The organism is Pseudoalteromonas sp. DSM 26666 (assembly GCF_900116475.1).
GTDB lineage: Bacteria > Pseudomonadota > Gammaproteobacteria > Enterobacterales > Alteromonadaceae > Pseudoalteromonas > Pseudoalteromonas tetraodonis.
Map to the genome: position 1 here is coordinate 258,244 of NZ_FPAR01000003.1, position 23,566 is coordinate 281,809.

24 protein-coding genes are annotated in these 23,566 nt (G+C 40.9%); 16 read left to right on the forward strand and 8 right to left on the reverse strand.

Annotated features, from left to right (window positions below; all coding sequences use genetic code 11):
- The first annotated feature begins 8 nt into the window (after window positions 1–8).
- The 3 genes from parC to rraB all read left to right on the forward strand — a co-directional run bounded on the left by parC (window position 9) and on the right by rraB (window position 3,520).
- Window positions 9–2,306 carry a DNA topoisomerase IV subunit A gene (gene parC / locus BM380_RS07345; protein ID WP_013465834.1) on the forward strand — a complete coding sequence of 766 codons (2,298 nt, stop codon included), beginning with the start codon at window positions 9–11 and terminating at the stop codon, window positions 2,304–2,306.
- A gap of 165 nt (window positions 2,307–2,471) precedes the next feature.
- On the forward strand, window positions 2,472–3,185 hold the full coding sequence (locus tag BM380_RS07350; protein WP_029610024.1) for a 1-acylglycerol-3-phosphate O-acyltransferase: 714 nt from the start codon (window positions 2,472–2,474) through the stop codon (window positions 3,183–3,185).
- On the forward strand, window positions 3,185–3,520 hold the full coding sequence (rraB, locus tag BM380_RS07355) for a ribonuclease E inhibitor RraB (RefSeq protein WP_008110603.1): 336 nt from the start codon (window positions 3,185–3,187) through the stop codon (window positions 3,518–3,520). Before BM380_RS07350 ends, rraB begins: the two co-directional genes overlap by 1 nt.
- A 66-nt stretch (window positions 3,521–3,586) precedes the next feature.
- Here the strand turns inward: rraB and zntB are convergent, their stop codons facing one another.
- Window positions 3,587–4,558 (reverse strand): zinc transporter ZntB, encoded by a 972-nt coding sequence (zntB, locus tag BM380_RS07360; protein ID WP_013465832.1) that lies wholly within the window; start codon window positions 4,556–4,558, stop codon window positions 3,587–3,589.
- Window positions 4,559–5,090: 532 nt separating this feature from the next.
- Here zntB and BM380_RS07365 point away from each other — a divergent pair.
- The 3 genes from BM380_RS07365 (at window position 5,091) to BM380_RS07375 (ending at window position 7,530) form a co-directional block, all read left to right on the forward strand.
- On the forward strand, window positions 5,091–5,513 hold the full coding sequence (locus BM380_RS07365; RefSeq protein ID WP_008110607.1) for an ATP-dependent zinc protease family protein: 423 nt from the start codon (window positions 5,091–5,093) through the stop codon (window positions 5,511–5,513).
- A gap of 66 nt (window positions 5,514–5,579) precedes the next feature.
- Complete coding sequence (gene rimK / locus BM380_RS07370; RefSeq protein ID WP_008110610.1) at window positions 5,580–6,485, forward strand: 30S ribosomal protein S6--L-glutamate ligase; 906 nt, start codon at window positions 5,580–5,582, stop codon at window positions 6,483–6,485.
- Window positions 6,472–7,530: a succinylglutamate desuccinylase/aspartoacylase family protein gene (locus BM380_RS07375; protein WP_008110612.1), complete on the forward strand. Its 1,059-nt coding sequence runs from the start codon at window positions 6,472–6,474 to the stop codon at window positions 7,528–7,530. The genes rimK and BM380_RS07375 overlap by 14 nt, the downstream gene beginning before the upstream one ends.
- Before the next feature lie 98 nt (window positions 7,531–7,628).
- On the opposite strand, the gene BM380_RS07380 is transcribed toward BM380_RS07375, so the two are convergent.
- From BM380_RS07380 to recQ, 4 genes are all read right to left on the reverse strand, one after another.
- Window positions 7,629–8,204, reverse strand: a complete 576-nt coding sequence (locus tag BM380_RS07380; protein ID WP_013465831.1) for a mechanosensitive ion channel domain-containing protein — start codon at window positions 8,202–8,204, stop codon at window positions 7,629–7,631.
- Between the two features lie 65 nt (window positions 8,205–8,269).
- The gene (locus BM380_RS07385; RefSeq protein ID WP_090493786.1) at window positions 8,270–9,988 is read right to left on the reverse strand and encodes a POTRA domain-containing protein; all 1,719 of its coding nucleotides are present in this window, start codon (window positions 9,986–9,988) and stop codon (window positions 8,270–8,272) included.
- 128 nt (window positions 9,989–10,116) lie between these two features.
- Complete coding sequence (locus BM380_RS07390) at window positions 10,117–10,401, reverse strand: DUF3630 family protein (RefSeq protein WP_013465829.1); 285 nt, start codon at window positions 10,399–10,401, stop codon at window positions 10,117–10,119.
- Between the two features lie 7 nt (window positions 10,402–10,408).
- The gene (recQ, locus tag BM380_RS07395; protein WP_028835655.1) at window positions 10,409–12,232 is read right to left on the reverse strand and encodes a DNA helicase RecQ; all 1,824 of its coding nucleotides are present in this window, start codon (window positions 12,230–12,232) and stop codon (window positions 10,409–10,411) included.
- 151 nt (window positions 12,233–12,383) lie between these two features.
- Here recQ and BM380_RS07400 point away from each other — a divergent pair, with 151 nt between their 5' ends.
- Window positions 12,384–12,839 carry a thioesterase family protein gene (locus BM380_RS07400; RefSeq protein WP_028835656.1) on the forward strand — a complete coding sequence of 152 codons (456 nt, stop codon included), beginning with the start codon at window positions 12,384–12,386 and terminating at the stop codon, window positions 12,837–12,839.
- A 51-nt stretch (window positions 12,840–12,890) separates the two neighbouring features.
- Window positions 12,891–13,811, forward strand: a complete 921-nt coding sequence (rarD, locus tag BM380_RS07405; protein WP_090493788.1) for an EamA family transporter RarD — start codon at window positions 12,891–12,893, stop codon at window positions 13,809–13,811.
- Between the two features lie 5 nt (window positions 13,812–13,816).
- Here rarD and BM380_RS07410 read toward each other — a convergent pair whose 3' ends face one another.
- Together BM380_RS07410 and BM380_RS07415 are read right to left on the reverse strand one after the other, a co-directional pair.
- Window positions 13,817–15,049 (reverse strand): response regulator, encoded by a 1,233-nt coding sequence (locus BM380_RS07410; protein WP_090493790.1) that lies wholly within the window; start codon window positions 15,047–15,049, stop codon window positions 13,817–13,819.
- A gap of 86 nt (window positions 15,050–15,135) precedes the next feature.
- Complete coding sequence (locus tag BM380_RS07415) at window positions 15,136–15,510, reverse strand: MaoP family protein (protein WP_008110628.1); 375 nt, start codon at window positions 15,508–15,510, stop codon at window positions 15,136–15,138.
- Window positions 15,511–15,599: 89 nt separating this feature from the next.
- Between BM380_RS07415 and BM380_RS07420 the strand changes: the two genes are divergently transcribed.
- The 8 genes from BM380_RS07420 (at window position 15,600) to ung (ending at window position 23,231) form a co-directional block, all read left to right on the forward strand.
- Window positions 15,600–16,469: a LysR family transcriptional regulator gene (locus BM380_RS07420; protein WP_013465823.1), complete on the forward strand. Its 870-nt coding sequence runs from the start codon at window positions 15,600–15,602 to the stop codon at window positions 16,467–16,469.
- A gap of 163 nt (window positions 16,470–16,632) precedes the next feature.
- The gene (locus BM380_RS07425; RefSeq protein WP_033102554.1) at window positions 16,633–17,562 is read left to right on the forward strand and encodes a porin; all 930 of its coding nucleotides are present in this window, start codon (window positions 16,633–16,635) and stop codon (window positions 17,560–17,562) included.
- Between the two features lie 264 nt (window positions 17,563–17,826).
- Entirely contained in the window at window positions 17,827–18,639 is an 813-nt protein-coding gene (locus BM380_RS07430; RefSeq protein ID WP_033102555.1) for an ABC transporter ATP-binding protein, read from the forward strand.
- Window position 18,640: 1 nt separating this feature from the next.
- Entirely contained in the window at window positions 18,641–19,651 is a 1,011-nt protein-coding gene (locus tag BM380_RS07435) for a FecCD family ABC transporter permease (RefSeq protein WP_090493929.1), read from the forward strand.
- Window positions 19,651–21,132: a cobyric acid synthase gene (locus BM380_RS07440; RefSeq protein WP_028835662.1), complete on the forward strand. Its 1,482-nt coding sequence runs from the start codon at window positions 19,651–19,653 to the stop codon at window positions 21,130–21,132. Before BM380_RS07435 ends, BM380_RS07440 begins: the two co-directional genes overlap by 1 nt.
- Window positions 21,125–21,724 (forward strand): cob(I)yrinic acid a,c-diamide adenosyltransferase, encoded by a 600-nt coding sequence (gene cobO / locus BM380_RS07445; RefSeq protein WP_028835663.1) that lies wholly within the window; start codon window positions 21,125–21,127, stop codon window positions 21,722–21,724. Before BM380_RS07440 ends, cobO begins: the two co-directional genes overlap by 8 nt.
- Entirely contained in the window at window positions 21,724–22,572 is an 849-nt protein-coding gene (locus BM380_RS07450; RefSeq protein ID WP_090493792.1) for a cobalamin-binding protein, read from the forward strand. Before cobO ends, BM380_RS07450 begins: the two co-directional genes overlap by 1 nt.
- Window positions 22,569–23,231, forward strand: a complete 663-nt coding sequence (gene ung, locus BM380_RS07455; RefSeq protein WP_033102558.1) for a uracil-DNA glycosylase — start codon at window positions 22,569–22,571, stop codon at window positions 23,229–23,231. The genes BM380_RS07450 and ung overlap by 4 nt, the downstream gene beginning before the upstream one ends.
- Window positions 23,232–23,290: 59 nt before the next feature.
- Here ung and BM380_RS07460 read toward each other — a convergent pair whose 3' ends face one another.
- Window positions 23,291–23,479: a DUF3545 family protein gene (locus BM380_RS07460; protein ID WP_008467780.1), complete on the reverse strand. Its 189-nt coding sequence runs from the start codon at window positions 23,477–23,479 to the stop codon at window positions 23,291–23,293.
- Window positions 23,480–23,566 lie beyond the last annotated feature (87 nt).

Consider the following 23,566-nt stretch of genomic DNA (forward strand, 5'->3'; position numbering starts at 1 on the left):
AAGCTTTAATGAGTGATACAGATACCTTGCTAATGCAAGGAATTGAACAACAAACAATGGGGCGTTTTACCGAAGACGCCTATTTAAATTATTCAATGTACGTGATCATGGATCGTGCCTTACCGCACGTTGGTGACGGCCTAAAACCAGTGCAACGTCGTATTATCTATGCGATGAGTGAGTTGGGATTATCGGCAAATGCAAAATACAAAAAATCAGCCCGTACCGTGGGTGACGTATTAGGTAAATACCATCCTCATGGTGATAGTGCCTGTTATGAAGCCATGGTACTGATGGCGCAGCCGTTCTCTTATCGCTACCCCTTGGTGGATGGGCAAGGTAACTGGGGTGCAGCTGATGATCCTAAGTCATTTGCGGCAATGCGTTATACCGAAGCACGTTTATCTAAATTCTCTGAGGTATTACTTAAAGAATTAGGTCAAGGGACCGTTGATTGGACGCCAAACTTCGATGGCACCATGGATGAGCCTTTAGTGTTGCCATCGCGCTTACCGCATATATTACTTAATGGGGTAACTGGTATTGCTGTGGGTATGGCAACCGATATACCGCCGCATAATGTGCGTGAAGTGGCCAGTGCCTGTTGTTTATTACTTGATAAGCCAAAAACAGAGCTCGAAGAGTTACTGGATTTAGTGCATGCGCCAGATTACCCAACCGATGCTGAAATAATTACGCCTAAAGCTGATATTCACAAAATTTATAAAACCGGCCGTGGCTCAATTAAAATGCGTGCAGTGTATTGTGAAGAGCAGGGCGATATCGTCATTACCGCTTTGCCGCACCAATGTTCGGGTGCAAAAGTACTTGAGCAAATTGCAGCGCAAATGAACGCTAAAAAGTTACCAATGGTGGCTGACTTACGTGATGAGTCTGATCACGAAAATCCAACCCGTATTGTGATTGTGCCGCGTTCAAACCGAATTAAAGCTGAGCCATTAATGGCGCACTTATTTGCAACAACCGATCTTGAAAAAAATTACCGCGTAAACTTAAATATGCTGGGCTTAGATGGCCGTCCACAAGTTAAAGACTTACGTAGTATTTTAACTGAATGGCTGACTTTTAGACGTGAAACAGTGCGTCGTCGTTTGCAATATCGACTCGATAAAGTACTCGCAAGATTACATATTTTAGAGGGCTTGCTTGCTGCCTTTTTAAATATTGACGAAGTTATAGAAATTATCCGCTCTGAAGATAAGCCTAAACCATTATTAATGGAACGCTTTGAGTTAACCGATATTCAAGCGGAAGCCATTTTAGAATTAAAACTTCGCCATTTAGCAAAGCTTGAAGAGTTTAAAATTCGTGGTGAGCAAGACGAATTAGCCAAAGAGCGTGACAAATTAGAGCAAACATTAGGCTCAGACCGTCGCATGTCGACGTTGCTTAAAAAAGAAATTCAAGAAGCCGCAGAAATGTATGGCGACGATCGTCGCTCACCTGTTATTGAGCGTGTGGAAGCCAAAGCTCTGAGCGAAAAAGATTTAATCCCTTCAGAGTCTGTGACTGTTGTTCTATCTGATAAAGGCTGGGCACGTGTTGGTAAGGGTCATGACTTAGATGTAGAAGGGTTAAATTACCGTGCCGGTGATGGCTATAGAGCATCAGCGCGAGGTAAAAGTAATCAACCTGCGGTATTTTTAGATTCAGCTGGGCGTGCATTTGCGACCGATGCCCACAGCCTACCTTCTGCAAGAAGCCAAGGCGAGCCTATGACAGGGCGCTTTAACTTAACCTCAGGCGCAAGCTTTGAGCACGTAGTTATGGGTGAAGACGCTCAAGTATTGCTAATGGCTTCTGATGCCGGTTATGGCTTTATTACTGACTTTAAAGATTTAGTCAGTAAAAACAAAAACGGTAAAGCCTTAGTGAGTGTGCCAAAAGGTGGTGTGTTACTTTCGCCAATTCGCGTTAATGACGTTGCCAGTGATTACTGTATGGCAATTTCTAACGAGGGGCGAATGTTGTTATTCCCACTGCGTGATTTACCTAAGCTAGGTAAAGGGAAGGGCAATAAGATTATTTCTATTCCGGGCGCTAAAGTACAAGCGCGCGAAGAGTTTGTAAAAGTATTAGCTGTTGTGCCGCAAGGCAGCAGTGTTACGCTGCATGCAGGTAAGCGTAAATTGACGCTTAAACCAAGCGACCTTGAGCATTACCATGGCGAGCGAGGCCGCAGAGGGAACAAGTTACCTCGTGGTTTACAGCGCGTTGATGAAGCCGTGGTAGAGTTAACACCTCAGCAAGTTGATGAGCCAAATTCAGATACTGAGCAAAGTTAAAACACTCGAAAAATTAGACTAAACTAGATAACGGCTTACTTAGGTAAGCCGTTTTTTATGACTGTTTTATTTCAGCGAACGCTTGTGCGCTATTTTCTCGTCTGCGCAACAAAATAACGTTATAATAAAGCAATACATGATTGTGGTTATATTGGAGAGGCGCACTTGCTAGCTGTTATACGTATTTTAATAATGCTGTTGTTTATATTATTAAGTTGTTTTTTTGGTTTGTTGTTATCAATATTTAGACCATTTCATCCTAATAATGTGCATGTTATTGCAAGTTGGTTTGGCTCAATGGCTAAAATGCTTGGGGTTAAATTAGAACTAAAATATCATCCCGATGCGCTTAAGGTGGGGCCTGCTGTGTATGTAGCGAATCATCAAAATAGCTACGATTTATTTACTATTCCAGCCATGGTACCAAAAAATTGTGTGAGCGTTGGCAAAAAAAGTCTTAAATGGATCCCATTTTTTGGGCAGCTTTATTGGTTGTCGGGTAATATTTTAATCGACCGTTCAAATCGTTCAAAAGCTGCTGGCACAATCTCAAAAGCAGCGGCTAAAATAAAACAAAAAGGCTTATCGGTGTGGATGTTCCCTGAGGGGACGCGTAGTTATGGTCGTGGTTTACTCCCCTTTAAAACCGGTGCATTTCATACCGCAATGAGTGCAGAGGTGCCTGTTGTGCCAGTATGTATGAACACAACCGATAAAACCATTAAACTAAATCGCTGGGATAATGGTACAATTTACATTGAAATGTTAGCCCCCATAGCACTTGATAACAGTATCAGTGCCCGTGAACATGCTAAAAGTGTGCACAGTATTATGGCTGCTAAAATAACAGAATTAGATGCTCAAGTGAGAGAGAAATAATGGAAAACTGGCGTGAAATAAGTGAAGACATCGTAACTTCACTACTTGAAGATGGTTCCGATCCAGAAATTCTTTATGAAGTAGAACACCACTTTGTATGTGAAGACTTTACTAAGTTAGAACAAGCGGCATTGGCTGCGTTTAAACTAGGTTACGATGTAGAAGAGCCAGCAGAACTTGAGCTTGAAGACGGTGAAAAAATTTGGAGTTTTGACATTGTTGTTGAAGCCGAATTAGATGTCGACGTGATAATGGAAGACGTTGACAAACTCGCGCAACTTGCTGTTGAATGCGATGTTGAATACGACGGTTGGGGCACTTACTTTCAAGAGTAAGGATTACCAATGCAAAAGGCGAACAATATGTTCGCCTTTTTGTGTCTTATTGGATCTGTATTATAATTACAGCCACTTTTTATTTTTAAAGTAAATACCAATCCCACCAGTTAAAACAATTAAAAACACCACAAATGCAGTGAATGCATAGGGGCTTTCTGTTCCAGGTATACCGCCGACATTGACCCCCAATAATCCCGTTAAAAAGCCCAGCGGTAAAAATAAAGCAGCTACCACCGACATTACATACATCCGCTGATTTAATTGCTCAGAGACCTGATTTGTAATGGTTTGTTGGATAACAAGTGCGCGCTCTATTGAACTATCGAGCTCTTCTAAATAGCGAATAAGTAAATTGGTGGTTTCATTTAGCTTGGCTTTATCATCGTCAAAAAGCCATGGGTAATGATTATTAACCATGCTACTGAGTGCTTCTTTTTGTGGTTTTAAGTAACGTTTTAGCGCGATGGTTTGACGGCGAAGTTGCGACAAGCCTTGGTTATCAAACTTTTTACTGGGCTCATCAATTTCCTCTTCAAAATCATCTAAGCTTTCATCTAGCTCATCAATTACTGTTTGCATACGTGAAGTGAGCTTGTGCGCTAATGTACACACCAATTCAGAAATACTGCATGGCCCCTCATTATTATTCAACGAGGCTAGAATATCTTGCACTGATAATAATCGGCGCTTACGCGTGGTGATCACCACATCGTTATTTATAAATAACCGAATAGATACCATGTCTTCAGGGCTTTGTGCTGGGTTTAAGTTGATCCCGCGTAAAAATAACATATGGCCATTAGTTGTTGGCGTTATTCGTGGACGCGTTTCATCAGCAGTGAGTGATTCCAGTTCATAGTCGTTTAACAGCCCGCAGTTTTTTAACCAATCTACCGCATCTGTTTGGCTGTAGTCCATATGCACCCACAGTTTTCCATCAGTAGGTTGCCATTGGTGTAATTGCTTGCTGTTTTCTATGGGGCGTGCACCGCCTTTTTCATCAAGAATAAGCGCATGAAGTAAGCCATTAATCATAATAATTTCTCATCGATAGTATATTTTTAATACAGTTAACTGTAATGTATTTAGGATCTGTTTATCTTTCAAGGTTAAATTTTCAGCAGTCTATTTGGTATTTAGGCAAGGCAGAGTGTGGTTATTCCCCATAAATAGGCGATAACACAGCATCAATGCCAAATAAGCGCTGCCCGAAGGGTTCTGCCTAGGGGCAGTTAACTCTTTGTTGCTCGATTTTCACTTAGCCCACTAGGTTACAAACCTCGCGCCGCGATTAAATTGCCCCTAGTTTGAACAAATATTAATTCGCAAAGGTCAACAGACCCTAGTTAAATAAATAAAATTTAGCTTTACTTTGTATATGTTAAACTGAGTTTAGCAACAAAAACTTATGTTTTAGCCTATGGTTAAGTGCATACGTAAGAGCTGCATTGTTAAACGAGTTAACTTAAAAGGTCAATCAAATCGGCTTATCGAGTAGATTAATTTATTTTGTTGGTGTTTTATTTGCTGTAGCGTATAAAACACTTTTTTTACTAAGGGCACATTTATGACGACAAAAATAACAGTTGGTTGGCGTGAGTGGTTGAGTTTACCCGAGCTGGGCATCGAGCAAATTAAAGCAAAAATAGATACCGGTGCGCGTACTTCCTGTATTCATGCAATTAATATTGAAGAATATGAAGTGGAAGGCGAAAAATGGGTTAAATTTATAGCCCAACCATTGCAAGAAGACGAGCAAACGCAAATTACCTGCAATGCCAAAGTTAAAAAAATGAAGTACGTTACCAGCTCTAGTGGCCAAAAAGAACTGCGTTACTTTATTGAAACTACATTACATGCTGGCGAATTTAGTTGGCCAATAGAAATTACATTAACAAGTCGTGCGTCAATGAAGTTTAGAATGTTATTAGGACGCACAGCTATGGAAAATCGTATAGTCGTTGATCCGGCTTTATCACATTTATTATAAGAATTCGTTGAGTAGCAAACATACTTATATGTGCTTGCTCAACATAATTTAGTTAAGGTTTTAACTATGAAAATTGGTATTTTATCTCGCAACAAAAATTTATATTCAACGCGTCGTTTAATTGAAGCGGCTGAGCAACGTGGTCATGAAGTAAAAGTGATTAACGCGCTACGTTGTTATATGAATATAAACTCAGATCAACCTGAAATCCATTACCGCGGCGAAAACCTAAAAGATTTTGATGCCATTGTTCCGCGTATTGGCGCATCAGTTACTTTTTATGGCTGTTCTGTATTACGCCAGTTTGAAATGATGGGTGTTTATCCGGTTAATGAATCTGTGGCTATTTCTCGTTCGCGCGATAAATTACGTTCTCTACAATTATTATCACGCAAAGGCGTAGGCATGCCGGTAACAGGCTTTGCTAGCAAGCCAGATGACGTAAAAGACTTACTCGAAATGGTAGGTGGCGCACCGGTCGTTATTAAGCTACTTGAGGGCACTCAAGGTATTGGTGTGGTACTTGCTGAAACACGTAAAGCGGCTGAAAGTGTTATTGAAGCGTTTATGGGTTTAAAAGCCAATATCATGGTACAAGAATATATTAAAGAAGCGGGTGGTGCGGATATTCGTTGCTTTGTACTCGGAGATAAAGTGATTGCTGCAATGAAACGTCAAGCACAAGAAGGTGAGTTCCGCTCAAACCTTCACCGTGGTGGTAGCGCCACACTGGTGCGTATTACGCCAGAAGAGCGTAAAACAGCGGTTGCAGCGGCAAAAGCAATGGGCTTAAACGTTGCTGGCGTTGACTTACTTCGCTCATCTCGTGGTCCTTTGGTTATGGAAGTAAATTCATCGCCAGGTCTTGAAGGGATTGAAGTGGCAACAGGTAAAGACATTGCGGGCATGGTGATTGATTTCATCGAGAAAAATGCTGCAAGTAAAGGAACGGCAACTCGTGGCAAAGGTTAAAATTAACCGACCTTTCACCCTATTAGGTGAAAGTATTGGTGTAGGTGAACGTAAAACACTCGCGCTAGAAGCTGCAAAGCTTTACACCCATTCACCGCTTAATATTCCTATTGAAGTGGTTAACGGTGTAATGGAAGGCCCTGTATTGATGGTGTGTGCGGCTATACACGGCGACGAACTAAATGGGGTTGAGGTTGTGCGCCAGTTACTGGCTAAAATCGACCCTAATCAGCTTCGTGGTACATTAATTGCGGTCCCGATTGTGAATGTATTTGGTTTTATTCATAAATCGCGTTATCTGCCCGATCGCCGTGATATGAACCGAAGTTTTCCGGGGTCTGAGCGTGGTTCATTAGCAGGTCGCATGGCGTATATGTTTTTTAACCAAGTAGCTGTGCATTGTACGCATATTATTGATTTGCATACGGGGGCGATTCACCGTACTAACTTACCGCAAATTCGCGCTAATTTAGCCGATGAAGCAACAGCGCAAATGGCTAAAGCCTTTGGTACGCCTGCGGTTATAGATGCGTCATTACGTAATGGCTCGCTGCGTAGTGAAGCCGCTAATTTAGGTATACCTGTTATTACTTATGAGGCGGGTGAAGCACTACGCTTTGACCCTATTGCGATTGCTGCAGGCGTGCAAGGGGTTGATTATGTTATGCGACATTTAAAAATGATACGCGGTAAACGCCCTAAAAAACTGCCTGATCCTGTGATTGCAAGTTCAACTAGTTGGGTGCGTGCTGAAGTAGACGGCATAGTAAGAGCGCAAGTATCGTTAGGTGAGCGAGTAATGAAAGGCCAAGTGCTTGCTTATATTAGCAGTCCGCTTGGCGATTCAGAACTTGAACTCCTTGCTCCTCGAAGCGGTATTATTATTGGCCAGCAGACCATGCCACTGGTAAATGAAGGCGATGCCGTATTCCATATTGCTTATTTTGCACATGCAAATAGCTTGGTAGAGCAGCAGTTAGAAACGTTTATTGATGAGATAAATGATTTAGATGATGAGCTGAAAACGGCTGAACTAAATAATTAATACCAATTTTCTCAATTAAGTGAATTGGTATGACTCTATCTGTAGATATAAAAAACCGCCTTAGTTTTAAGCTAACGCGGTTTTTTAATAGGTGTTGTTTAGCTACGCGGTTTAGGGCCAATAATGCGTTTAATTTTAGGCGCTTTTGTTGGTTTAGGCTCCGTATTAAGCACTAACACCGGGCGGGTAACAAATAAGTTATTAGGGTAAATCACTCTGTGGCCATCAACGTGTTCGAGTAAGACATTCATCAGCCCCATTTCAATAATACGCCCTTCAATGGCGTTGGCTCCATCCACAATTCTTACCCAATAACCTACACGGCAGTCATTTTGAATAAACATCAGTAAAAACGCGGTTAAGTTACTCAGCAATGACCATGCCGCAAAGAGTGCAACGCCTAGCATGGCAAATAAAGAAGAGCCTAATACCAGTAAACCACGCAGTTCTATTCCCCAAAAAACTAATACTAAACACAGCATCACAAAGGCGAGTATTATTTTTAGTAGTAGCTCTGCACGGTACTTTCGGTGTAAATCGATTTTACCTCTGATAGCTTTTTCGAGTAATTTTTTAGTTACTTTTAATAGTAGCGGAAAGCTCAAAAGGGCAATCACGGTCACGATAAGTTTATATTGTGTGCCCAAAAGCTCTAAAAGGGTGATTAATTCCAAAATGTACTCTCACAATAATGATAGGCGCAAAGTGTAACGTTTAACGTAGGCGCGCAGTAGTGATTTTAAAAAGAATTTTTGACGCTGAGCAGCCATTGTACCGAGTCAACATCATCATATTTATTTAGCGGCGCGGCTATATCAAGGTGGATCATGGTACCCGCATTGGCGCGACTTGGCGCAAGGCGCAAACCTAAGCCCACATTTTTTAGCACTGGGGTGTTCTCAACTTGATACTGAGTGTTCGAGTCGTTGTTATACCAAGCTCGACCAATATCTAAAAAAGCCGCCCCTCCCACTTTAAACAGCTGTAGTAAGTCATATTCCCAGTAATAGCGCTTTTCTAAACTGACTAAAAAACTCCGATCCCCATGTTGAAATTCCATAGGATAGCCACGAAGTCCAGTTTCGCCCCCTAGGGTGAGCTGTTTATCATTAGTGAGGTTTTTTGCGTATTGCAGCCTTGCTTTTACATACCAAGATTGATCAATACTGGTATTTAAATAATATTGAATTTGGCTAGTAGTGAGCAAGTTTTCGAGCTGTTTTTTCTCGTTATTCCAATAGCCTTGAATATCTGCATGAAAACGCCAAAGGGTATGGTTAGTGCTAAAATGTGCTTTGTTAAAATTAAACGAGTACACAGCGCGGCTATCGTCGTTACTCATTGATTCATCGGAGTAGCCCAGGGTGGCTTTGATATTCCAGCCTAAATTTAAATCCTCAGTACGATAAATACTGTCAAAGTTACGTACTTTTATAAAGTTATCTTCAAACCAATGGCCGCTGATGTAGGGGTAACTTAAGCTTCTGTTTTCAGCCAATGCTGTAGTGGTAGAATCAATCGCTTTGAAAGTGTGTTGCTCATCAATATAACCAAGGCTCAAGCGCTGGGTCCAGTTATGACTAAGGGCTTTAGAATGGCCAAAAAATACCTGGTTTAGGTCGGTTTTTTGTTCAAACTCACTAAACTTTTCACCTCTGATGTATAAGGCTTCTTCTCGTTGGGTTGAGTAACTCAGGGCGCCATAACTATAGGGCGTATCGATGGCATAAAACGGGTAGGTTAGTTCAACTAAATGACTTTTGCCGTCGCTGTTGTCGGCATACTCTAAACGCCCTCGGTAGCGAGTTGATAAGATATTAGGATCATCGTAAACAAATAAATAACCATTTCGGTCACTGTCTGTTTTACGTGCAAACGATAACCGTTTGCCCCAACCAAATAAGTTAGATTCGCGAAAACCAATACTTGATTTATTTTCACCACCACTACGGCTAAAACTAAGTTCGGGCAGTAAAGTCCATAAGTCTCGAGTAATTACTGTTACATCAATATTTCCATCACAATTTTCGTCAGCAATAATTTGTGCATCATATAAATAACTTTGTTTTCTCAGTAACCGCTCAGATTCAGCCAGCGCTTTTGGATTAAAGGTATCGCCTGACTTAAACAGTAAAATACTCTTAATTACCTCAGGCTCGGTTTGTATGTGCGCCCGATTGGCAAAACGAAATAATGCATTGTTCTCAGCCTCTAGTTCAGTATTAAATACATTAAGCTGTTGCAAAGTGATGGAGGCAATTTTAGTGTTACTTTGTGCTGTGAGTGTTGGAGTTTGAGATGTAATTTGACGACGCAAATTACTTTCATGAGTTTGTGATGAGTCGTCACTAGGGCAGCTTTGGGCTAGTGGCGCTTCTTGCGCGCAAACGCTGAGCATAAACATACTCGAAATAGAAAGGCTAAAACAACTACGTGCAATCCATTTTCTATTTAACATTGACCCTCTTTAGCGCTATTTTGCAAAATAAAACACTTACCCTTAGCTTACATCATTGTTATTGATATGTAAGTAAAAGACAGGTTTAGTTTTATTTTTATAGCGATTATAAGGTATTAGCTATGCATTTAAGTTAAATAAAATGTTAACGCTGCCAATAGGTTGTCGGCATCTTGCCCTTCACCATTAATCCACACACTTTGGCTGTAATGCTCAAAATTTAAATTAAATGTGTGGTTAGCATAGTTAAAACGCAGTTGATGACGATCTGCCCCAGCGGCATACTCATTAATGCTAATTTCATCGCTGTGCAAAAATAACGTTCCCCACAATTCAAAGTCTTCATCGTGCGGCAGCTCTGTCGGTTTAACAATAATACATTGATGTGTGTGATCGTATTCAAGTTCGGTCATAAGGGGCTTATTGCGTTGCTAGGTAGTGTCGAATTGCGGTTAAAAACTCACCGCCATACTTGTTTAATTTAGTAAAACCAACCCCCGACACTTTTAAAAATTCACTGTCGTTAGTGGGCATAAGCTGCGCCATTTCGGCTAGCGTTTTATCGTTAAATACTACATAAGGCGGCACATCATCGGCATCGGCTAACTCTTTACGCAATGCACGAAGGCGAGCGAATAGTTTTTTATCGTAATTAAACTGCGCTAACTTATCCTGATAAACGTGTTTAGCTTGTAAGCGAGGCTCGGCCAATTGCAGCGCATATTCACCTTTTAAAATAGCGCGTGCAGCTTCAGTTAAACGCAATGAAGCGCCTTGAGTTATATCTTGGCTTAATAGCCCTTGATGAATAAGTTGGCGTAAAATACTAAGCCAAAATTCACTGCTTTTATCTTTACCTATGCCATAAGTACTAAGTTCATGGTGATTGTTATCACGAATGCGGCTAGTATTCGCGCCGCGTAATAACTCTACAATGTAACCCAATCCAAATCGTTGTTGCGCGCGATACACACACGAAAGCGCTTGCTGTGCGACTAATGTGCCATCAAAACTTTTAGGTGGATTTAAGCAAATGTCACAGTTCCCACAGGGCTCGCGTTGGTACTCACTAAAGTAGTTCAATAATATTTGACGACGACACGTTTGTGCTTCGGCAAAGCTGGCCATGGCATTAAAGCGCTGCTCTTCTACGCGACGGCGTTGTTCATCGTCAATATCTTCAAAAAAGCGTCTAACCCGGCCTATATCGGCAGGGTCAAAATACATGATGGCCTCTGCAGCCAGTCCATCTCGTCCAGCACGGCCTGTTTCTTGGTAATAAGCTTCAATACTTTTTGGAATGTCGTAATGCAGAACAAAGCGTACGTTAGGCTTGTTAATTCCCATACCAAAGGCAACGGTGGCAACCACAATTTGAATATCGTCACGGGCAAATCCGGTTTGCACAAACTGACGTTGCTCGTTACTCATTCCCGCATGGTAAGCGGCAGCATTAAGGCCTGCATCAGCAAGCTTTTCAGCTATATCATCAACACGTTTACGACTGGTGCAATAAATAATACCACTTTGATTTTTTTGCTCTTTTAAATAACGCAGTAATTGCACCATAGGTTTAAATTTTTCTTCTATGGTGTAACGAATATTAGGGCGATCAAAACTGCCGGTATGAATGTAGGGCTGTTGTAGCTTGAGTTGCTCAACAATATCAAAGCGAGTCGCTTTATCGGCAGTGGCAGTGAGTGCCATCATAGGCACATGTGCAAAGCGTTGTTTAAGCTCATTTAAACGAAAATAATGCGGTCTAAAATCGTGACCCCAATGAGAAACACAGTGTGCTTCATCAATAGCAAACAAGCTCACATTCAAATGAGAGAGCCGTTCTAAAAAATCGCGTTGTAGCACTTTTTCAGGAGCTACATAAAGTAGCTTTATCAGCCCTTGATGCAGTTGCTGATACACTAATTGTTGTTCTTCGCGAGCTAGGCTGTTATTGACATAAGCGGCCTTAACTCCCAGTGCTTGTAACTGGGTGACTTGATCTTGCATTAAAGAGATCAGCGGAGAAATAACAATGGTGACTCCCTCTAATACCAACGCGGGTATTTGGTAACACACCGATTTACCACCACCGGTGGGCAGTAATACTAATGAATCTTGGCCATTAATGGCGGCATCAATTACTGCACTTTGACCGTCGCGAAATTCACTGTAACCAAACACTTGTTTGAGTACAGTTTCGGGTTTACGCACAAGCGTATTAGGAGAAGGAGTTAGTGTATTCATCGGCGCTATTTTAGTGGTTTTTTATCAGGATGTCTTTAGCTTTCATTACTTGGTACACACATCTGTAGTGATAAACTAAAATCTGCAGGGGGTTACAATAGCCTCAAGCTGTGCTTTACTCATCGTACCACTAAAAACATAGAGAATAACAATGAATAAAGAAATGTTGATCGATCAAGTAGGGGCGCTGTTTGTTAATAACATGCCCTTTAACCAGTTTTTAAAAATAGCAGTAGAGTCACTTAGTACTGAACAAGCTAAAATATCATTTCCTTGGCAAGACGTATTAATTGGCAATCCGGCGCAAAAGATTCTTCACGGTGGAGTGATTTCTGCGGTGCTCGACAATGTAGGCGGAATGCTTGCTGCAGCAAGTGTAATAGGAAAACTAGACGATGCCGACTTACCCAGTGTGCATAAAAAGTTAGCAACACTGGGCACCATAGATTTACGTACTGATTATTTACGCCCAGGTAAAGGGGAGGTATTTATTGCCAGCGCCACACTTATTCGTTCAGGAAATAAAGTGTGTGTATGCCGAATGGAGTTACATAACGAACAGTCGGTACAAATAGCGTTTGGAACGGGCACGTATTTAGTTGGCTAAAAAGTGAGAGGGGGTTAAACTTACGGCCTTTTAAATCATCAAGTGGTTACTATGTCGATTGATACCGAGCAGCGAAAGGGCGCCATTTTTGCCTGCCTCGCCTTTTTTATGTGGGGCCTAGCACCCATTTATTTTAAGATGATCCAACATGTATCAGCATTTGAAATTTTAATGCATCGTGTTATTTGGTCAGTGATGTTTCTTATTTTGGTGGTGAGTGTGCTCAACTACTGGAATAAAATTAAACGCATTTTAATCCAACCTAAATTAATTCTGATGCTAGTTGTTACCTCGACCTTATTGGGGTTTAACTGGGGGTTGTTTATATGGGCTATTAATAACAACCACATGCTAGATGCCAGCTTAGGCTACTATATCAATCCTTTGTTAAATGTATTACTTGGTATGGTGTTTTTAAACGAGCGGTTACGTAAGTTGCAAGGAGCTGCTGTTGCCTTGGCTTTTACAGGTGTTTTATTACAGTTAATTAGTTTTGGTTCATTTCCGGTTGTGGCATTTTCGTTAGCGACTTCTTTTGCGTTATATGGCCTATTACGTAAAAAACTACAGGTTGATGCCCTGCCTGGGATTTTAATTGAGGCATTAATATTATTACCGGTGGCACTGACCTATTGGTGGTTAATGGTGCCGACTGAAACGTCTAATTTACCAGCGAATGATTGGCTAACTAATGCGCTATTAGTAAGTGCAGGTATAGTGACTACACTGCCATTGCTGTGTTTTACCGGCGCGGCTAAGCGATTGCAATACACTACGCTTGGGTTTTTTCAGTACATAGGGCCTAGCTTAATGTTTATTTTAGCAGTGGTGTTTTATGGTGAAGTGTTTGATGCTGAGCGTGTAATTACCTTTGCGTGTATTTGGAGTGCACTGGCTATTTTTAGTTGGGATTCATACAATCAGTCGCGTAAACGCAGAAAAGCAGCCATTGTCGCCTCAGGTGTGGTTTAGTTAAACTAAACCACTTTATTACGACCCGACTCTTTAGCTTTGTAGAGCTTTAAGTCGGCTTGTTTTAATAGTTCGTCAATTTGATAGGTTTCACTGTGGCTGAAGCCTATCGACAGCGTAAACTTGATTTGTGCTTGGCTAAAATCATGGCTATTAAGCTCAATAAATAATCGAAAGCTTTCTAGTCGTTTTAGCGCTTCTTGTTCGGTCAGTTCAGTAAAAAATACCGCAAATTCTTCTCCGCCTAAACGGGCAACCAATTGGTTTTCAAAATATTTATTAAAGCATACCGCCAGCCCTTTAAGCACTTCATCTCCGGCATCATGGCCATAGGTATCATTAATAGCTTTAAAATGGTCAATATCAAGCATAGCTAACATGGCTGGTGCTTTTGCTTTTTTAAACTGCTTTAATGACTTGTCAGCCTCTTCAAAAAAGTAACGACGATTAGGGAGTTTAGTTAAGTAATCTGTATTGGCTTGTCGTTTTATAGTTTCGATATGCTCTAGCATATCGACGTTTTGACTTAACCGGCAGTAAAATTCTTCACTGTTAAATGGTTTGTATAAATAGTCATTTGCTCCATTTTTTAAAAATAAGGCAGATAAATTAGACGAAGTAGCGCCTGAAATACCAATAATGGCTTTTTCGTTATTACTATAAATGCGTCTAATTTCATTACACAGCTCAATACCGCCCATATTAGGCATTTCTTTGTCGGTAATAATCACAGAAATATCGGGGGTGCTTTCAAGCTCTTTAAGCGCCTCTAGGCCATCGGCTGCTTGTAATATTTGATATTTGTGACGTGTTAATAAACTACATATGTATTGGCGTGTTGACGCAGAGTCATCAACAACCAATACTTTTACATGCTTATTACGGGGCAGGCGGTAAAGCTGCTTTTCTAAATACTCGTAGGCTTGTTTATTGCCTTTAATGATGTAATCAATAATGGGGTATTTTTCAACGGTGTCACGGGTATGCTTATCGATATTGCCTGTCATCACTATGGTAGGAATATCTGCTGCAATGGTGCATGGAACCGCTTCACCTTGTGGCGCGTCAGGTAATATAAAGTCGACCACTGCGCAAAAATAATGGTGCTTACTTATAAGCTCTTTAGTCTCAGCCAAGGATTGAGCAATATCAACCTCGTAGCCGACTTTTTGCGCGATATGCTTTTGCACTCGCGCAATAGTAGGAGTGTCTTCAACAATAAGTATTCTGTGCGTCACGTAACAGCCTTGTTTAAATTTTGCAAAATTGTTTGCTTATACAAGTTGTAACTGCTAAAACGCCAAAAAGCAACTATTGTAGTGACTTATAGATTGTCTGCCTCAGAATAATAATCTTGGCTTATTGGTGTTGGCCCTGAAATTTTTGAGCGTCCAAATAATGTATGGAATTTTGTTTTGCAGGTTGTTAACTTTAAATATTTAACCCATGCTCGCTCAATTGGGTTACTTGGCTCTATTATGCCACTGACAGCATTTACAAATTGTTGCTGATGTTCGTTTTGTGGCTCAACTGTTTTGTTATACAGGCTTTTTAAAACAACACCGTGCTGTTCTAAAATACTTGCCTCTAACAGGGTAAAGTGTCCGCTGCGGCTAAATCCGCGTGGAAAGTTTTGGTCATCATAAAATTGACGTTGACTTACGAATGCTTGACGAAGTAGTGAAATATCATTGCTCATAGCTGTACCCTCATACCAATTATTAGCTGGAGTATGGGACATAATCGCTATTTTTTTAAACAAAAAATTTTTATCGTGAGGATAAAAAATTGGACATAGATTTATTAAAAACATTTGTTGAAGTGGTGCGTACTCGCCATTTTGGTAAAGCGGCAGAAAACCTATACATAACGCAGTCTGCGGTGAGTTTTAGAATTCGCCAATTAGAGCAGGGCTTAGGCGTAAATTTATTTATTCGTCAGCGTAATAATATTCAACTCACCGCCCCGGGTGAGCGTTTGTTACCGCATGCGCAAATGATTATTACTGGGATGCAAAGAGCCAAAGTGGATGTTGCACTTGCAGATAATATGCATAAGCAAATTAGCTTAGCAGGTACGCCTAATATTTGGGATGCATTTTTACAGTTTGGTATTACAAATATTGTATCGGCGATGCCTGGTGTATCGCTGGTGGCAGAAGTGAAAGCGCAACAAGAAAGCACTCGCTTATTGTTGGAGCGTACGCTTGATTTAGCTATTTTGTTTGATCCCCCTAAAGTTGATGAACTTGTGGTTGAACGTATTTGTGAACTGCCTATTATTCCGGTGAGTGGTTACGATACGGCAACCAGTGATAACTTTTTTGATAATCAATATGTGTATGTTGATTGGGGAACCACGTTTTCTCTTTGGCATGCGCGTCAGTTTACCGGTAAAACACCGCCTTATTTTAGAACCAGTACAGGGCGTATAGCGCTTGATTTAATACTGCAATGTGGCGGCAGTGCGTTTATTCCACAGGTATTAGTTAAAGATCATTTAGAAAAAGGCGAACTTTTTCATGTAAAAGGGGTAGAAAATACCTCAAGAGATGTATTTGTTGCCTATCATAGAGATAACGAACAGAAAGAGTTAATAGAAACCTTGGTTAATTTGTTGTCGCAAATGACACCGAGTTTATTGAAACAAAGTAAGTAGTCGGTAGGCAGTTTATTTTACATGTTATTTTGATTTCAGATTTAATGCAGTTTTATTAACTTAAAAAGACAAAAATGTGTCCTTTGTAATATTTTTGTCATTTAGTGGTGACACACTGCTGCTGTTTTAAAAATTAGTCTATTGTGATTATCGAGGAAATAACATGAAATTTGCAAAATCGAGCTTATGCTTAGCCCTACTTAGTGGTTTATCTTTTAATGCACTTGCAGAGGTAGACATTTACGGTAAAGCAAATGTAACCGTTCAATCATCTGATGATGGTGAAGGGTCGTTTACTGAAATTAAAAGTAATGCATCTCGTTTCGGACTTAAAGGGTCTGAAAAAATTTCAGACGGTTTAGAAGCGGTTTATAAGTTTGAATTTCAGGTTGATGTGTCTGATGCCGATTCTAAAGGTGATGACGACAATATTTCAGCGCGTAATCAATATGTGGGCTTTAAAGGCGGATTTGGTCAGGTTGTGATAGGCCGCAACGACACCGCGCTTAAGCAAGCGCAGGGGAAACTAGATCTTTTCAACGATCTTGAAGGTGATATAAAAAATACCTTTAAAGGTGAAAATCGTTTAGGTAACTCAGTATCTTATGCTTCAAACTCATATGAAGGTTTTAAAGTATTAGCGTCATTTATTGCAGAAGACGACGTAGATGCCAAAAATGGCTACTCAGTGGCGTTAACTTACGGTGATGCAGGCCTTAAAAAGAGCGCAGTATATGCTGCCATTGCTGCTGATAGCGAAGTAAATGGTTACGATGTAGTGCGTGCAACAGTTCAAGGTAAAATTGAAGATTTTAGACTTGGCGCAATGTACCAAACACAAGAAAAAGTAGATGGCAGCGCTGAGGCTGACGGTTACTTAGTGAATGCAGCTTACCTTATGGGTAGCAACACTTTCAAAGTGCAATACCAAACAATGGATTTTGATGACAGCGATGATAAAAGCGCGGTATCGGTAGGTGTTGACCATAAGCTAAACAAAAACCTTAAAGTATTTGGCTTTTACTCAAGCTTTGATATGGACAACAATGTTGACCAAGATTACCTAGGTTTAGGTATGGAATATAAGTTTTAACTAAACCTTAGTTAAAACACTCCCTTTTAACCGCACTCAGTTGAGTGCGGTTTTTTTTTGCTTTAAATTATTTACTTATCTGCGCATAATAGCCAAGCATTTGGAATGAGGTGGAACTCCTCAACTATTCCCGTAACTGTGATCAGTTTTACTGTAAGTCAGATACAAATGCCTTAAAACTTCATATAACGAGCGGGTTAACTCATTTTCTTTTTGGTACGTATTAGTACTGAGTGTGGGTGTTTCCCTGCCTAGGATAATTTTTTGCACACTCACACCTCTTTAAACTTACCGCTTTTAACCGTTAACAACGTTTCTTGGCGAGTGGACAATACATTAATTCTTAAGCACATTAATGTGAGCATTGAGCGTGGTAAATTTATTGGTTTAATTGGCCCTAATGGGGCAGGAAAGTCGAGTTTACTGCGGTGCTTATATCGATTTAATAAGCCATCAGCAGGCGACATTAAATTTAACGATACCGATATTTGGCAGCTAAAAAGCGAAGACTATGCCAAGCAAGTTGCGGTAGTGCTACAAGAAACACCGTCGCAATTTAATCTCTCGTTATTCGATGTTGTAGCTCTAGGGCTTACCCCGCATAAAACGCTATTTAGCTCGACCACTCAAGCAGATAAACAAAAAATAGCGCAGGCTATTAGTCGTGTTGGGCTTGAATCTCATAGCAATCAGTCATTTGACTCACTATCTGGCGGTGAAAAGCAACGAGCGCTTATTGCCAGAGCGATTGTGCAGCAACCACAGCTACTCATTATGGATGAACCCACAAGCCACCTTGATGTTAAATATCAAATTCAATTAATGGAGCTGGCTAAATCTTTGGGCATTACTGTGTTTGCTTCATTTCATGATTTAAATTTAGCGGCAGCCATGTGCGATGAGTTAGTGGTTATTAAAAACGGAGAAATCGCTAGCGCGGGAAAGCCTAATAAGGTGATCACCGAGCAAATGCTTGATGAGGTTTTTGGTGTTTGCGCGCAAGTTAATACTCACCCTCAAACGGCGTCCAATGGCGAGTCTATTCCCCATATTACCTATTATTATGGATACCAATAACATGGCGATTATGTCTAACCATGGTGTGGCGTTAATTATTGCACTGTTATGCGCTGTATTTAGTTTATTTGTGGCATTGAGCTTTGGTGCTGCCCCTACCTCGCTCGCAGATGTATACCATAGCTTAACTTTTTCAAGCGAGGCCTCATTTACCAGCCGCATTATTATTGAATTAAGAATGCCACGTACGTTACTGGCTTTTTTGGCCGGCAGCGGTTTAGCGATTGCTGGATTGATATTACAAACAGTTACTCGTAATCCATTGGCTGACCCTTATTTGTTTGGTATTTCGTCGGGAGCATCATTAGGAGTCGTAGTATTAATGGCTTTTGTTGGAATAGGCGCAGGCATTGCGCTATCAGCAGCAGCCTTAATTGGCAGTTTAGTGGCAATGGGGTTATTAATTTTAATTGCTGGCAGTCAACGTAACGCCCAAGTTGAGTCGATGTTATTGGCTGGGGTGGCCTTATCATTTTTATTTAGCGCCTTTACCAGTTTGTTACTTTATTGGAGCGATCCACAGGCCGTCGCGGCTATTTTATTTTGGACTTTGGGAAGTTTTGCTAGGGCGCAATGGCCGTCACTGTTATTACCTGCCTTGGTCATCATTACATGTACAGTCATTATGTTAGGTTTTAGACGCCAACTTAATGCCATGTTGTTAGGTGATGAAAGCGCAACAACGCTTGGTGTACGGGTGCATCGCTTTCGAATTTTAATGCTTATTTTAAGCTCATTGATCACAGCCGTATTGGTTGCTATGTGTGGCGGAATTGGCTTTGTTGGCTTAATGGTGCCGCACATAGTGCGCTTTTTTATCTCTCAAGGCAGCAGCGTTGGATTATTAATGACCGGATTAGTCGGGGGCATATTTATGGTATGGGTCGATGTACTGGCACGTTCATTACTCGCTAACCAAGAGCTGCCAATAGGGGTGATCACGGCGGCTATTGGTAGTCTATTCTTTTTAAGTATCTTGTATTTTTGTAAGCGCCAGCTGGTGGGTAAATAATGAAAACATTAATGGTACAAGGTACCACCTCCGATGCGGGTAAAAGCACCTTAGTGGCAGCACTTTGCAGAGTGTTTGCTAACCAAGGGGTTAATGTTGCACCGTTTAAACCACAAAATATGGCACTTAATAGCGCCGTAACGCACGATGGTGGCGAAATTGGCAGAGCCCAAGCATTACAAGCCATAGCCGCAAAAGTTGAACCTGAAATCGACTTTAACCCTATATTACTCAAACCCAATAGTGATACCGGCGCACAAGTTATTATTCATGGTAGAGCTATCAGCAATATGGAAGCCGATGCTTACCATGACTACAAAAAAGTGGCTATGGATGCGGTATTAACCTCGCATAAGCGTTTAGCTAAACGCTTTGATTTATTACTGGTAGAAGGGGCTGGCAGCCCAGCCGAAATTAATTTACGCGCAAACGATATTGCAAATATGGGTTACGCCGAGCAAGTGGATTGCCCTGTTATTATTATTGCCGATATTGATAAAGGAGGAGTATTTGCGCACTTAGTCGGGACTTTGGCGTTATTAAGCGAGTCTGAGCAAGCACGAGTAAAAGGCTTTGTGATTAACCGTTTTCGTGGTGATATTAGTTTATTACAAGGTGGGCTAGATTGGCTCGAGGAGTACACCGGTAAACCTGTATTAGGGGTATTACCTTACTTGCACGATTTAGCACTTGATGCAGAAGATGCTGTGGCCATAGATAATAATGTGACCGATGCCAGTATAAATATTGCTGTACTGTTATTGCCACATATTAGTAACCATACCGATTTTGATGCTCTGCGATTACACCCGAATATAAATATAACCTACGTGCGCCATACACAAGCAATTCCTGCTGTTGATTTAATTATTGTACCTGGCAGTAAAAATGTACTCAGCGATCTCGCGTTTTTAAAAAATGAAGGCTGGGATCAGCAAATTAAGCGCCATCTACGTTATGGTGGCAAAGTATTGGGTATTTGCGGTGGTATGCAAATGCTGGGTAACACTATCAGTGATCCAAATGGGGTGGAGTCATCGTTGGGGCAAGTGACGGGTTTAGCGCTTAGCGATTTTGATACGCTATTGGGTGAGCAAAAAGTGTTAAGCCGAGTGAGCGCAGTGCTTAATTTAAATGAGCAACAGGTTGCATGTGATGGCTACGAAATACATGCAGGTATTAGTCAAGGAAAGGCGCTCTACAAGCCACTCATTCGCTTTAATAAACACCCCAATGACTTTAAAACCGATGGTTTTGTGAGTGACGATAATGCCATTGCTGGTACCTATTTACATGGCTTGTTTGATAGCCCTGCAGCCACAGAGCAGCTGTTAAAGTGGGTGAAACCAGAAAGTGCAATTAGTGCGATTAGTATAAATGAGCATCGTGAACGCCAATTAGAACGCCTAGCTGATATGTGTAAAGCGCATTTAAATATTGAACAAATTATTAAAATTTATCAAGGACATAACAATGACTGAATCAACTAACGACAAGCACCAACAGCGCCAACAAAAAGTAAAAGAACAGGTTGATGCGCGAGTAGCCGCAGCGCAACGAGAAAAAGGCATTTTTCAGGTTATTACTGGTAACGGTAAAGGCAAATCGACTTCTGGCTTTGGTGTGGTTGCACGCTGTGTTGGGCACGGCAAAAAAGCTGCGGTATGTCAGTTTATTAAAGGCACATGGGAGTGTGGTGAGCGTAATTTACTGCAAGGTGCTGGGGTTGAATTTGCTGTTATGAACACCGGGTTTACGTGGGATACGCAAAATAAAGAGGCCGATACCGCGGCAGCGCAAGCAACATGGCAAGAGTCAAAGCGGATGCTAAGCGACAGCAGTATCGATGTGGTATTACTCGATGAACTCACCTATATGGTGACCTATGGTTATATCGACCTTGAAGAAGTGGTTGTTGCTGTAAATAATAGACCGCCTATGCAATCGGTAATTATTACTGGTCGTGCTGCGCATCGCACCTTAATAGAGCTTGCCGATACGGTAAGTGAAGTACGTAATGTAAAACATGCGTTTGAGTCGGGCGTAAAAGCATTGAAAGGCTTTGATTACTAATGTTAAAGCGTATTGTTTTTGGGCTGTTATTGTTTGCTGTTAATGTACCTCAAGCCCTAGCTGACAAGCCGCTTCGTATAGTGGCTTTAGCACCACACATAGTTGAAAATTTATATGCTATTGGGGCGGGTGATTTAATAGTGGGCACGCTGGATTACGCAGATTACCCGCAAGAGGCGACTAAAATTGAGCGTATTGGTGGCTACAATGGCATTTCTATTGAAAAGTTACTCATGCTAAAACCTGACATGGTGATTGCGTGGAAAAGTGGTAATCAGGCTGAAGATTTAGCACAAATAAAGCGTTTAGGAATTGAATTATATTTAAGTGATCCAAGTTCTATTGAAGGGGTTGCCTCGGAAATACTAAAACTAGGTCAAATAACGGGTCATATTGAGCAAAGTAAAAAAGTAGCCGAGACATTTACGGCCAAACTCAACGCAATTAAAGTTACACAGAAAGATAAAACCACGCTTACTGGGTTTTATCAGTTGTGGCCTGAGCCTATGATGACTGTATCAAAAAATACATGGATCAATCAGTTAATCGAAACTTGCCAAGTAACCAATGTATTTGCAAACAGCGACACAGATTACCCACAAATTAGCATCGAAAACGTGATAGTTACTAAGCCACAAGTTATTATTATTCCTGATGAAAAATCAAAAAGGGTAATGCCTACGGTAAATTGGCAGCAATGGCCTGAAATCCCTGCGGTAAAGTATGAGCAGTTTATTAGCGTCAATGCTGATTTATTACATCGGTTTACCCCCAGAATGTTGGATGGATTAGCGCAGATGTGTCACAAAGTAGATATATCTAGAGAATTTATTAAGAGTCAATTATGAGCAACTGGTCATCTTTTTTAAACCATGAACTTAGCCAAACATATATGCAGCAAACCCTTGAATATATTGCGAATAAACGAGCCGAAGGCACTGCTGTATATCCGCCAAAATCACAGGTGTTTAGCGCATTTGATGCAACTCCACTTAGCGACATTAAAGTGGTTATATTAGGTCAAGACCCTTACCATGGAGAAGGACAAGCGCATGGTTTGTGTTTTTCAGTATTGCCTGAGGTTAAAAAGCTCCCGCCTTCGCTTAAAAACATTTATAAAGAGTTAGTAACTGATATTAATGGCTTTACCACGCCAGAACACGGCTATTTACAAGGCTGGGCAGAGCAAGGTGTATTTTTACTCAATACTGTATTAACTGTAGAGCAAGGGCAAGCCCATTCCCATAAACACTTAGGTTGGGAGCAATTTACCGATAACGTGATTGCTCATATAAATGAGCACTGCCAAGGTGTGGTGTTTATTTTATGGGGCGCACATGCACAAAAAAAAGGTAAAAGTATTGATCGCCAGCGCCATCATGTATTGGCAGGGCCTCATCCTTCGCCGCTTTCAGCGCATCGCGGCTTTTTTGGTTGCCAGCACTTTTCCAAAACCAATGAACTGTTAATAGCGCAAGGGGCGCAGCCCATTAATTGGCAGGTATAGGGTAATAGGCATTAAAAAAGGCTTTCATTTATGAAAGCCTTTTTAGTTGCTTATGTTGGTTAAAACTCTAACTCATCAATAGCAACACTATCTGCAAAATAGTCAAGCTCCTGTAGTTCTTTGCGCAAACGTTGCTTATCTTTTATTGCTTCTATTTCGCGCCATTTTCTTTTTTTATTTTTTTGAGAGGTTTTTTTCGATGTATCAGAACCTTCTAATATCTCTATTATTTCGTTTAGGCTATCCATTGATTATCTCCTATTGACCACTTTTTGAACCTCGGCAGTATCTATACCACAGCTATTAATAAAATAGAATATAAATGTGACGAAACT

Excerpts from the sequence above, each read along its gene's own strand:
- BM380_RS07435 (WP_090493929.1), top strand. The coding sequence starts at position 18,641 with ATGGCGATTATGTCTAACCATGGTGTGGCGTTAATTATTGCACTGTTA.
- BM380_RS07450 (WP_090493792.1), top strand. The coding sequence starts at position 21,724 with ATGTTAAAGCGTATTGTTTTTGGGCTGTTATTGTTTGCTGTTAATGTA.
- BM380_RS07400 (WP_028835656.1), top strand. The coding sequence starts at position 12,384 with ATGAATAAAGAAATGTTGATCGATCAAGTAGGGGCGCTGTTTGTTAAT.
- zntB (WP_013465832.1), bottom strand. The coding sequence starts at position 4,558 with ATGATTAATGGCTTACTTCATGCGCTTATTCTTGATGAAAAAGGCGGT.
- BM380_RS07365 (WP_008110607.1), top strand. The coding sequence starts at position 5,091 with ATGACGACAAAAATAACAGTTGGTTGGCGTGAGTGGTTGAGTTTACCC.
- BM380_RS07385 (WP_090493786.1), bottom strand. The coding sequence starts at position 9,988 with ATGTTAAATAGAAAATGGATTGCACGTAGTTGTTTTAGCCTTTCTATT.
- ung (WP_033102558.1), top strand. The coding sequence starts at position 22,569 with ATGAGCAACTGGTCATCTTTTTTAAACCATGAACTTAGCCAAACATAT.
- BM380_RS07460 (WP_008467780.1), bottom strand. The coding sequence starts at position 23,479 with ATGGATAGCCTAAACGAAATAATAGAGATATTAGAAGGTTCTGATACA.
- BM380_RS07425 (WP_033102554.1), top strand. The coding sequence starts at position 16,633 with ATGAAATTTGCAAAATCGAGCTTATGCTTAGCCCTACTTAGTGGTTTA.
- BM380_RS07440 (WP_028835662.1), top strand. The coding sequence starts at position 19,651 with ATGAAAACATTAATGGTACAAGGTACCACCTCCGATGCGGGTAAAAGC.
- rraB (WP_008110603.1), top strand. The coding sequence starts at position 3,185 with ATGGAAAACTGGCGTGAAATAAGTGAAGACATCGTAACTTCACTACTT.
- recQ (WP_028835655.1), bottom strand. The coding sequence starts at position 12,232 with ATGAATACACTAACTCCTTCTCCTAATACGCTTGTGCGTAAACCCGAA.
- BM380_RS07390 (WP_013465829.1), bottom strand. The coding sequence starts at position 10,401 with ATGACCGAACTTGAATACGATCACACACATCAATGTATTATTGTTAAA.
- parC (WP_013465834.1), top strand. The coding sequence starts at position 9 with ATGAGTGATACAGATACCTTGCTAATGCAAGGAATTGAACAACAAACA.
- BM380_RS07415 (WP_008110628.1), bottom strand. The coding sequence starts at position 15,510 with ATGAGCAATGATATTTCACTACTTCGTCAAGCATTCGTAAGTCAACGT.
- cobO (WP_028835663.1), top strand. The coding sequence starts at position 21,125 with ATGACTGAATCAACTAACGACAAGCACCAACAGCGCCAACAAAAAGTA.
- rimK (WP_008110610.1), top strand. The coding sequence starts at position 5,580 with ATGAAAATTGGTATTTTATCTCGCAACAAAAATTTATATTCAACGCGT.
- rarD (WP_090493788.1), top strand. The coding sequence starts at position 12,891 with ATGTCGATTGATACCGAGCAGCGAAAGGGCGCCATTTTTGCCTGCCTC.